This window comes from Kitasatospora sp. NPDC029367 (assembly GCF_055569135.1).
Map to the genome: position 1 here is coordinate 34,994 of NZ_JBVHYH010000054.1, position 9,379 is coordinate 44,372.

Annotated in this window: 9 protein-coding genes; 8 read left to right on the forward strand and 1 reads right to left on the reverse strand. The window is 75.9% G+C overall.

Annotated features, from left to right (window positions below; genetic code table 11):
* The first annotated feature begins 95 nt into the window (after window positions 1-95).
* From ACZ4W5_RS26065 to ACZ4W5_RS26075, 3 genes are read left to right on the forward strand one after another with little or no spacing between them, the layout of a single operon-like run.
* A complete protein-coding gene (locus ACZ4W5_RS26065; protein WP_465657233.1) occupies window positions 96-653 on the forward strand; it encodes a TlpA family protein disulfide reductase in 558 nt (185 codons plus the stop codon).
* Window positions 650-2,527: an ABC transporter ATP-binding protein gene (locus ACZ4W5_RS26070; protein WP_465657234.1), complete on the forward strand. Its 1,878-nt coding sequence runs from the start codon at window positions 650-652 to the stop codon at window positions 2,525-2,527. Before ACZ4W5_RS26065 ends, ACZ4W5_RS26070 begins: the two co-directional genes overlap by 4 nt.
* 17 nt (window positions 2,528-2,544) lie before the next feature.
* On the forward strand, window positions 2,545-3,027 hold the full coding sequence (locus tag ACZ4W5_RS26075; RefSeq protein ID WP_465657236.1) for a S26 family signal peptidase: 483 nt from the start codon (window positions 2,545-2,547) through the stop codon (window positions 3,025-3,027).
* 103 nt (window positions 3,028-3,130) lie between these two features.
* Here ACZ4W5_RS26075 and ACZ4W5_RS26080 read toward each other — a convergent pair whose 3' ends face one another.
* Window positions 3,131-4,027: a LysR family transcriptional regulator gene (locus ACZ4W5_RS26080; RefSeq protein ID WP_465657238.1), complete on the reverse strand. Its 897-nt coding sequence runs from the start codon at window positions 4,025-4,027 to the stop codon at window positions 3,131-3,133.
* Window positions 4,028-4,154: 127 nt separating this feature from the next.
* Between ACZ4W5_RS26080 and ACZ4W5_RS26085 the strand changes: the two genes are divergently transcribed.
* The 5 genes from ACZ4W5_RS26085 (at window position 4,155) to ACZ4W5_RS26105 (ending at window position 9,186) form a co-directional block, all read left to right on the forward strand.
* Entirely contained in the window at window positions 4,155-5,090 is a 936-nt protein-coding gene (locus ACZ4W5_RS26085) for a DMT family transporter (RefSeq protein ID WP_465657240.1), read from the forward strand.
* A 65-nt stretch (window positions 5,091-5,155) separates the two neighbouring features.
* Window positions 5,156-6,112 carry a GNAT family N-acetyltransferase gene (locus ACZ4W5_RS26090; RefSeq protein ID WP_465657242.1) on the forward strand — a complete coding sequence of 319 codons (957 nt, stop codon included), beginning with the start codon at window positions 5,156-5,158 and terminating at the stop codon, window positions 6,110-6,112.
* On the forward strand, window positions 6,105-6,893 hold the full coding sequence (locus ACZ4W5_RS26095; protein ID WP_465657244.1) for an aminotransferase class IV: 789 nt from the start codon (window positions 6,105-6,107) through the stop codon (window positions 6,891-6,893). Before ACZ4W5_RS26090 ends, ACZ4W5_RS26095 begins: the two co-directional genes overlap by 8 nt.
* Before the next feature lie 200 nt (window positions 6,894-7,093).
* On the forward strand, window positions 7,094-7,567 hold the full coding sequence (locus ACZ4W5_RS26100) for a hypothetical protein (RefSeq protein WP_402478582.1): 474 nt from the start codon (window positions 7,094-7,096) through the stop codon (window positions 7,565-7,567).
* Window positions 7,564-9,186: a multicopper oxidase family protein gene (locus ACZ4W5_RS26105; protein WP_465657246.1), complete on the forward strand. Its 1,623-nt coding sequence runs from the start codon at window positions 7,564-7,566 to the stop codon at window positions 9,184-9,186. The genes ACZ4W5_RS26100 and ACZ4W5_RS26105 overlap by 4 nt, the downstream gene beginning before the upstream one ends.
* The last annotated feature ends 193 nt before the right edge of the window (window positions 9,187-9,379 follow it).

Consider the following 9,379-nt stretch of genomic DNA (forward strand, 5'->3'; position numbering starts at 1 on the left):
GAGCTCTCCGCCCGGCACCGGGGGCCGTACCCCGGTGGAAAACGGGCCCTACCTCCTTGAATCCCCCTTAGTCCGGAACGAGGCGCGAAACCGTAATGTCCACGCTTTTCATCGTCCTCATCGGTGGCATTTCCCTGTTCAATCTGATGCTGACCCTGGCGCTCGCCCGGAAAATCAACAACAACGGTTCGCCGACCTCCTTCGGAAATGTCCGGGTCGGTGTTTCCATGCCCGAGAACCGACTTCCCGACGGCACCCCGATGCCGGAATTCCGGGCGGTGTCCGAAACGGACGGAGAAGTCACCCGGGCCGACCTCGCCGGGGCGCCGGCGGTGGTCGGCTTCTTCTCCGGCAGCTGCGGACCCTGTCTGGAGCAGGCGCCCGACTTCGTCAAGGCGGTCACCGGCTACCCGGGCGGCCGTGGGCAGGTGCTGGCCGTGGTCAAGGGCAGCGGCCCGGTGGTCGCCGAACTGCGCACCCTGCTGGAGCCGGTGGCCCGGGTGGTGGTGGAGCCCGCCGGCGCCCTGCCCGGCTCCACCGCCGAGGCGTTCGGGATCGTCCGCTGGCCCAGCTACGTCGACATCGCCGCCGACGGCCGGATCACCAACCACCTCGCCCCGGGCGAACTCGTCCTCCCGACCACCGCGCGATGAGCACCCCCTGGTCCGCCGGCCCCGGCGCCGAGCAGCCCGGGGCCGGCCGGGCCCTGCGCTCGGCCCTGGCCGCCTGCGCGCTGGCCTGGCGCTCCGGCCGGGCGGCGCTGCTGCTCTCGCTGCTCTGCGGGGTGACGGCCGGTCTGCTGCCCGCCGTCGCCGCCCTGCTGGTGAGCCGGCTGTTCGACGAACTCGGCGGTGCCGCACCCGGCTCGACCTCCGGCTCGCCGACCGGCACCTGCGTGCTGCTGATCGTGGTGAGCCTCGGCCTCGCACTCGCCCCCGCGCTCAGCGAGTACACCCGAGCCCGCTCCGGGCGGGCGATCCGACTGCGGGTGCAGGAGGAACTGTTCCAGGCCGTCAACCGGCTGCCCGGGCTGCGCCCCTTCGAGGACCCGCGGTTCCAGGACCGGCTGCGGCTCGCCCAGCAGGCCGGCGGCGCCGCCCCGGACATCCTGGTCGGCGCGGCCTTCGGCAGCCTCCAGGCGCTGATCACCGTGCTCGGCTTCCTCGGCACCGTCTTCGTCGTCGGCCCACTGCTCGGCCTGCTCACCCTGCTGCTGACCCTGCCGCTGGTGCGCAGCCAGCTGGCGGCCGGCCGCCGCCGGGCCGCCGTCCTGGGCGAGACCATGGCCCGCAGCCGGCGCCAGTCCTTCTACGGCAGCCTGATCGCCGACGTCGACGCGGTGAAGGAGATCCGGCTCTTCGGCCTCCAGGACTTCCTGCGCGGGCGCGCCCGGCGCGAACTGCTGGCCGTCAACGGCGCGGAGGAGCGGACCGACCGGCAGAACCTCGCCCGCCGGCTGCCCGCCTCGCTGCTCGGCGTCGGCGTCTACGCGCTCGGCCTGCTGTGGGCGGTGCGCGCCGCCCGGCACGGCGAACTCTCGCTCGGCCAGGTCTCGATGTGCCTGGCCGCGGTGGCCGGCATCCAGACCGGCGTCGGCCAGCTCGCCGCCAGCGGCGCCTCCGCCTACCAGGCCGCCCTCACCTTCGACCACTACCGGGCGCTCGGCCAGGCCCCGCCCGACCTCGCCCCGGCCACCGACCCGCGCCCGCCCGCCGCGCTCACCGGCACCGTCGAGTTCCAGGACGTCTGGTTTCGCTACCACCAGGACGCGCCGTGGATCCTGCGGGGCGTCGACCTGACCCTGCGGGCCGGCGCCGTCACCGCCCTGGTCGGCCTCAACGGCGCGGGCAAGAGCACCCTGGTCAAGCTGCTGTGCCGGCTCTACGACCCGGACCGCGGCCGGATCCTCTGGGACGGCGTCGACATCCGCGAGTTCCCGCCCGACGAGTACCGGCAGCGGATCGGCGTCGTCTTCCAGGACTACTGCCGCTACGACCTGACGGCGGGGGAGAACATCGGCCTCGGCCGGCTCGCCCACCTCGACGACCCGGACCGGATCACCGCCGCCGCCCGCGCGGCCGGCATCCACGAGCGGGTGCAGCGCCTCGACGGCGGCTACGGCGCCCTGCTCAGCCGGATCTTCCTGCCGGAGGGCACGGACGCCGGCTGGGGCCGCTCGCTGTCCGGCGGGGAGTGGCAACGGCTCGCCGTGGCAAGGGCGTTCATGCGGCGCGACGCCGACCTGATGATCCTGGACGAACCCAGCGCCGGGCTCGACGCCGCCGCCGAACAGCAACTCCACGACAACCTCCGGGAGTTGCGCCGCGGCACCGGCAGCCTGGTGATCTCGCACCGGCTGAGCACGGTGCGCGAGGCCGACCGGATCGTGGTGCTCGGCGCGGGGCGGGTGGTCGAGGAGGGGACGCACCGGGCGCTGATGGCGCGCGGCGGCCCGTACGCGGAGCTGTTCACCCTGCAGGCGTCCGGTTACCAGGACGCCGCCGTGCCGGCCCCGTCGGCCGGCTGACCGGAGGAGGCGGAGCGATGCGGCTGTTCCTGGTACTCGGCCTGGTGGCGCTGGCCGCACCGGTGGCCGGGCTGGTGCTGCTGCGCACCGCGCTGTCCGTGGTCGTGGTGGCGGGGCCGAGCATGAGCCCGGCGCTGCGGCCCGGGCAGCGGGTGCTGGTCCTGCGGCGCGGCCTGGCCCGGCTGCGGGCGGGGCGGATCGTGGTGGTCGCGCCGGACGGGCTCGTCCCGTCGGGGGGTGGTCCGTTGGGCGGTCCGGCGGGTGGGGCTCCGGCGGCCCGGCGGCCCGCCCGGTTGCTGGTGAAGCGGCTGGCCGCGCTGCCCGGGGAGCCGGTTCCGCCGCCGGTCCGCCCGGTGCTCCCGGCCGGCACCGTACCGGGCGGGCATGTGGTGCTGCTGGGCGACAACCCGGACTTCAGCACCGACTCCCGGCTGTGGGGCGCGGTGCCCGCGGACCGCGTGGTGGGGGTGGTCCTCGACCGGGTGCGGCTGCGGGGCTGAGCGGACCCAGTCCGTTACGGGCGGGTGCCGCCGTACGGGCCGCCGCCGTACGGGCCGGGCCGCCGCCGTGCGGGCCGGTGCCGCCGCGAGGACCGGTGCCCGCTCAGGCCGGTGCGGCCGCGGCCGGGACCAGGCCCGCCGCCACCCCGGCGAGCAGCCCGCCGACCGCCGGGGACCAGGGGCGCCCGGTCGGCCCGGTGAGGGTGAGGGTGCGGTGCACGGCCGGCCGGATCGGCACCAGGACGCACTCCGGCGGCAGCATCGTCACGGCCAGCGCGGGCATCACCGAGACGCCGACGCCCGCGTGGACCATGCCGATCAGGGTGTTGAGGTCGCGGATCCGGTGCCGGGGCGTGAAGCGGGCGCCGGCCCGCCGGTAGGCCTCGCGGATGTGGCGTTCGCAGCCGCCCTCCGAGAGCAGGAAGTCGTCGTCCGCCAACTCGCCGACGTGGACGGTCTGCTGGCCGGCCAGCGGGTGGTCCCGGCGCAGCAGCGCGTGCATCGAGTCGGCGCCGAGCGCGACCGCGCCGGGCGGCAGCGGGCCGGCGTCGACCAGGACGGCGGCGTCCACCGTGCCCGCCTCCAGCCAGGTGGCCAGTTCGGCGTCCTCGCCCTCGAAGACCCGGACGGTGACCTGGGGGTGCGCCGCCTTCCAGTCCCGCAGCAGCCCGGGCAGCAGGGCCTGGCAGACGGTGGTCGGCGCGGCCAGCCGTACGGTGCCGGTGAGGCCGCCGCAGTGCCGGGTGGCGATGGTGCGGACGGCCGCCGCGGAGGCGACGGCGGTGCGGGCGTGCGGCAGCACCTGCTCGCCGAGCGGGGTGGGGCGGCAGGGCGCGCCGCGCCGCAGCACGGGGGCGCCGAGCGCGCGCTCCAGGGCGGCGACGGCGTGCGAGACGGCGGACTGGCTGATGCCCAGTTCGTCGGCGGCCGCGCCGAAGCCGCCGGTGTCGGCGACCGCGACCAGCGCCCTGAGCTGGGCCAGATTGACCTCCGAGGCCATGAGACTTCCTCATCCTCCGTGCATCGCCACTTGTTGGACTCATGCTCCGTCGGCGGGCCACCCTCTGTCCAGGACGCGGGAACGGGCCGCGCGACGGACACGGGAACGGGACGGGGAGGTGGTCGGGGTGCGGCGCTGGTGGCCGGGCTTCGTGGCACTGTCGGCGATCTGGGGCGCCAGTTTCGCCCTGATCAAGGTGGCGGTCGACGCGGGGGTGCCGCCGGTGTGGGTGGCGCTGTGGCGCAGCCTGCTGGGCGCCGCCACGCTGTGGGCGGTCCTGCTGCTGCGCGGCGAGCGGGCCCCGCGCGACCGGGCCCTGTGGGGCCACTCGGCGGTCGTCGCGGTGCTGCTCAACACGGTGCCGTTCGCCCTGTTCGCGTTCGGCGAGACCAGGGTGAGCTCGGTGCTCGCCGGGGTGCTGAACGCGACCACCCCGCTGTTCACCCTGCTGTTCGCGGTGCTCACCGTGCCCGCGGAGCGCCATCCGGGGGTTCGGCGGCTGGCCGGCCTCGGGCTCGGCTTCGTCGGCGTGCTCACCGTGCTCGGGGTGTGGCGCGGCTTCGGCCCGGGGGCGACCGCCGGCGCCCTCGCCTGCCTGGCCGCCGCCTGCTGCTACGGCGCGGGCTTCGTCTACCTGCGCCGCTTCCTGTCCGGCCGCCCGGAGTCGGTCACCACCCTCTCCGCCGTCCAGATCACCTGCGCCACGGCCGAACTGGCCCTGGTCGCCCCGCTCGCCGCCGGTGCCCCGCACTGGCCGGGCGGCTCGGCGGCCACCGCCCTGCTGGTGCTCGGCGCGCTCGGCACCGGGCTGGCGTACCTGCTCAACCTCGGCCTGGTCCGCACCGCCGGCACGGCCGTGGCCTCCGCCGTCACCTACGTCATGCCGCTGTGGTCCACCGCACTGGGCGCCGTCCTGCTCGCCGAGCCGGTCGGCTGGAACGCCCTGGCCGGCGGCGTCCTGGTGATCGCCGCGGTCGCCCTCACCCGCCCGCCCGGGACCCCGTCGGCCGCGGCCGCCCCGCCTCGGGTGGCGCCTGCCCGGCCCCGGCGCCCGGTCGGGTGATCGGGCTGACGTTCGGTGGCCGGTGGATTACGGGTCGTGCCCGGAGGGCCGCTAGGGTGGCCCCCGTGGTGAGGTCGTGGGATGCGGCGGTCCAGCGGGCGCAGGACCGGTTGGCGGCGGGGGTGCGGTTGCGGGCCGCCGTGGAGGGCGAGGAACAGCGGTTCGCCCGTTGGGACTTGGCGTCCCTGCTGGAGGGCGAGCTGGGCGAGCTGGTGGACCCGGACGGGCTGGACCGGCCCGCCGAACGGGGCTGGCGGGAGCGGCTGGGGGAGAGCGGCCGGGACTGGCCGGGCGGGGAGCTGTACCGGCGCCGGTACTGGGTCCTGGACGGGCGGGGCGAGGTCGTCGGCACGGTCGCGGTGGACAACTGGACCAAGGGCCCGAGCCAGCTCGCGGTGTCCTCGCTCTACCTGCGGCCGCAGGCGCGCGGGCAGGGGCTGGCCGCCGCCGCGCTGGACGAGGTGTACGCGGCGGCCACCGCCGAGGGCCTGCCGGGCTTCCGGCTGGAGGCGCACTGGAGCTGGCAGTCGGCGGTCCGCTACTACCTGCGCCGCGGGCTGTGGGTGGTGGGCTGGAAGCGCTCGCTGTCGTTCGCCCGGATGCCCCAACTGCCCTCGCACCGGGTGCGGGAGGAGGACGGGCGACTGCTCCTGCTGGTCGCGGACCGGCAGCGCGGCTGGGTGCCGATACTGGCCGCCGGGCAGGAGGGCCGCTGGCTGCGGCTGGACGAGACGGCGGACTACCGGGGCTGCGACAGCTGGGTGCACGAGTACGCCCGGTCGACGCTGGCGCTGTACCTGGCGCTGGCGGGCCGGCCGCTGGTGCGCGGGCCGCAGTGGTGGGCGGAGGCCTGGCGCTGGGCGGAGGCGGGCGAGCCGGAGGGCCTGGCGGCCAGGATCGAGGAGATCGAGCGGACCGCGCGGGCGGCGGGCCGCAGCGTGGCCGGACCGTACCGGCCGGTGGTGCTGCCGCAGGCGTCACCGCTGGTGTCCCCGCGGCTGGCAGACTCGGGGGATGGCTGAGATCGAGATCGACGGCGCGCCCGCGGACCCGGCGCGGCTCGCCGCGCTGGGGCTGCTCAACTACGGGCACTTCACCACTCTGCGGGTCGAGGGGGGTGCCGTCCGCGGCCTGGAGCTGCACCTGGACCGGCTGGTCCGGGACTGCCGGGCGCTGTTCGCCGTCGAGTTGGACCGGGCGGTGGTCCGGGAGCGGATCCGTGCGGCGCTGCCGGCCGACGGCGGGCCGGGGATCGTCCGGGTGACCTGCTACGATCCCGCGCTCGGCCTGGAGCGCCCCGCCGCCCCGGCCGCCCCCGTCCTGCTGGTGACCACCCGCCCGGTCGGCGCCGTGGCACGGGCCCCGCTGCGGGTGCGCACGGTGGCCCACCGGCGGGAGCTGCCGACGGTGAAGCACGTCGGCCTGTTCGGTCTGGTGCACCACCGCCGCGCGGCCCAACTCGCCGGGTATGACGATGTGTTGCTCACCGACGGGGACGGCCTGGTGACCGAGGGGGCGACCTGGAACGTCGCCTTCCTGGCGGGGGAGCGACTGGTGCTGCCCACCGGCCCGGTGTTGCCCGGCATCACCGAGGCGCTGTTGAGCGGCGCGTACGACGGTCCGCAGGCCCGCGAGCCGGTCCGCGTCGACGAGTTGGCGCGCTTCGACGCGGCCTTCGCGCTGAACGCGGGCGTCGGCCTGCGGCCGCTCGCCGCCGTCGACGGCACCGCCTTCGACCCGGACCACCCGCTGCTCGCGGACCTGCGCGCCGCCTACCTCGGGATCGCCGCCGACCGGGTGTAGGCGCCGTCCGGGTGTGGGCGCCGACCGGGTGTAGGTGCCGACCGGGCGGATCACCCGGACGGGTGACAAACCCCGCGCGAAACCGGCGCGACGGCACGGACGACCTGCCCGGAACCCGCGGGTGCGGCCGATTCTGAGGTGGGATCAGCTACGCTCTCGCCCGCCCCGCCCGAGCCGTCGAAGCAGAGAGTAGCCACGACATGAGCAGTCCTCCTGCCGCCCCCGCGCCCCGTTGGCCGCTGGTCCTCCTGCGCGTCACCGCCACCACGCTGGCGCTGCTGGCCCTGCTCCAGACCATGCTCGCCGGCAGCTTCCTCAACGGCACCTACGACTCCCTCAAGGACCACGAGGACAATTCGAGGCTGCTGGCCGCCGTGGTGGTGGTCCAACTGGTGGTGGCGGTGCTGGTGCGCCGGCCCGGCGGCGGGCCGCGCTGGCCGCTGTGGACCACCGCCCTGCTCGCCGTCGCCGTGACGGGGCAGATCGGCGCGGGCTACGCCCGGTCGATCGGGCTGCACGTCACCCTCGGCGTGCTGCTGGTCAGCGGCATCCTGTTCGGCCTGGTCGGCGCCTGGCGGCTGCCGCTGCCCGCCCGGGAGGGCCTGCCCGAGGCGGGCCCGGACGGCGGCGGACGGCTGCCGCGCCCCGGCGGGCCGGTGGCGGTGGAGCGGTGAACCGCCGCCGCTTCCTCGGCATCGGCGCCTCGGTGCTCGGCGCGGGCGCGTTGGCCGCCGTCGCCGTCCCGTCGGCGGCGTACCTGTTCGCGGAGGGCCTCCCCGGGCGGCTGCTCGGCAGCGACCTGGAACTGCCCGCGGCCTTCCAGGTCCCGCTGCCGGTGCCGGCCGTGCTCCGGCCGGTGCGCAGCGACGGCGGCAACGACTACTACGAGATCACCCAGCAGGTCGCGACGCTGGAGATCCTGCCCGGGGTGCGGACCGAGGCCTGGACCTACGGCGGGACCTTCCCCGGCCCGACGCTGGTCACCCGCTCCGGCCGGGCCGCGGTGGTCAAGCACCGCAACCAGCTGCCGGTGCCCTCGGTGGTCCACCTGCACGGCGGGCACACCCCGGCCGACAGCGACGGCTACCCGGTCGACCTGCTGCTGCCGGTCGGCTCCCCCGATCCCGCCGCCTCCACCGGGGCACCCGGGTCCGCCGCCCCGGCGATGGACGGCATGGCGGGCATGCCGGGGATGGCGGGCATGGCGGGGATGCGGCACATGAGCGGCCGCACCGTGGTCGGCGAGCGCACCCACACCTACCCGGGCAAGCAGCGCGCCGCCACCCTCTGGTACCACGACCACCGGATGGGCTTCACCGGCCCCGGCGTCTGGCGCGGCCTGGCCGGGTTCCACCTCGTCCAGGACGACGAGGAGGCCGCCCTGCCGCTGCCGCGCGGCGATCGCGACCTCCCGCTGATGATCACCGACCGCTCCTTCGCCGCCGACGGCTCCTTCAAGTACCCCGCCGCGGACGCCTCGGCGGCCACGCCAGGCGTCACCAACGGCTACATGAACGGCGTCCTCGGCGACGTCATCCTGGTCAACGGCGCCCCGTGGCCGCGCCTGGACGTCGACCGCGCGCACTACCGGCTGCGCCTGCTCAACGCCTCCAACTCCCGGCTCTATCGGCTCGAACTGGACCCGCAGCCCGCCGGCGGCGACGCGCTGGTCCAGATCGGCTCCGACGGCGGCCTGCTCGCCGCCCCGGTCGGCCACGACGGGATCGAGATCGCCCCCGCCGAGCGCTTCGACGTGGTCGTCGACTTCTCCCGCTACCAGCCGGGCACCCAGGTCCGCCTGGTCAACCGCTTCGGCAGCGGGCGAGCCGCCGAGGTGATGCGCTTCGACGTCTCCTCCCGGGCGGTGAACGACGACACCAAGGTGCCCGACCAGCTGTCCACCGTCGAGCAGTTGGACCCGGCCGCGGCCGTCGCCACCCGCGACTTCGCCTTCCGGCGCAGCGGCAGCGACGGCTGGACCGTCAACGGCGACCCGTACGAGCCCGGGCGCAGCCTCGCCGCCCCCGCCCTCGGCCGGGTCGAGCGCTGGCGCTTCTCCACCGACGTGCACCACCCCGTGCACGTCCACCTCGACCCCTTCCAGGTGGTGGCCCGTAACGGCAAGGACCCGGGCCCGTGGGACGAGGGCTGGAAGGACACCGTGGACCTGCGGCCGGCCGAGACGGTGGAGGTGCTGGTGCGGTTCACCGACTACGCGGGGACGTACATGCTGCACTGCCACAACCTGGAGCACGAGGACATGGCGATGATGGCGGACTTCACGGTGGGCTGAGCCCGGCCGCCCGCCTGCTCCCCGCCCCGGCCCTCCGTTCCTCCGTTCCTCCGTTCCTCCGTTCGGCCCAGTGGCGGGGGGGGGGGGGGGGGCCCCCCCGCCCGGTGGTCCCCAGGCGCACGAAAAGAACCCCCCCCCTACCACCCCTCCCTAACGCCCCCCTGCCGGGAGGGAGGCCCCGAGGGGGGTTTCC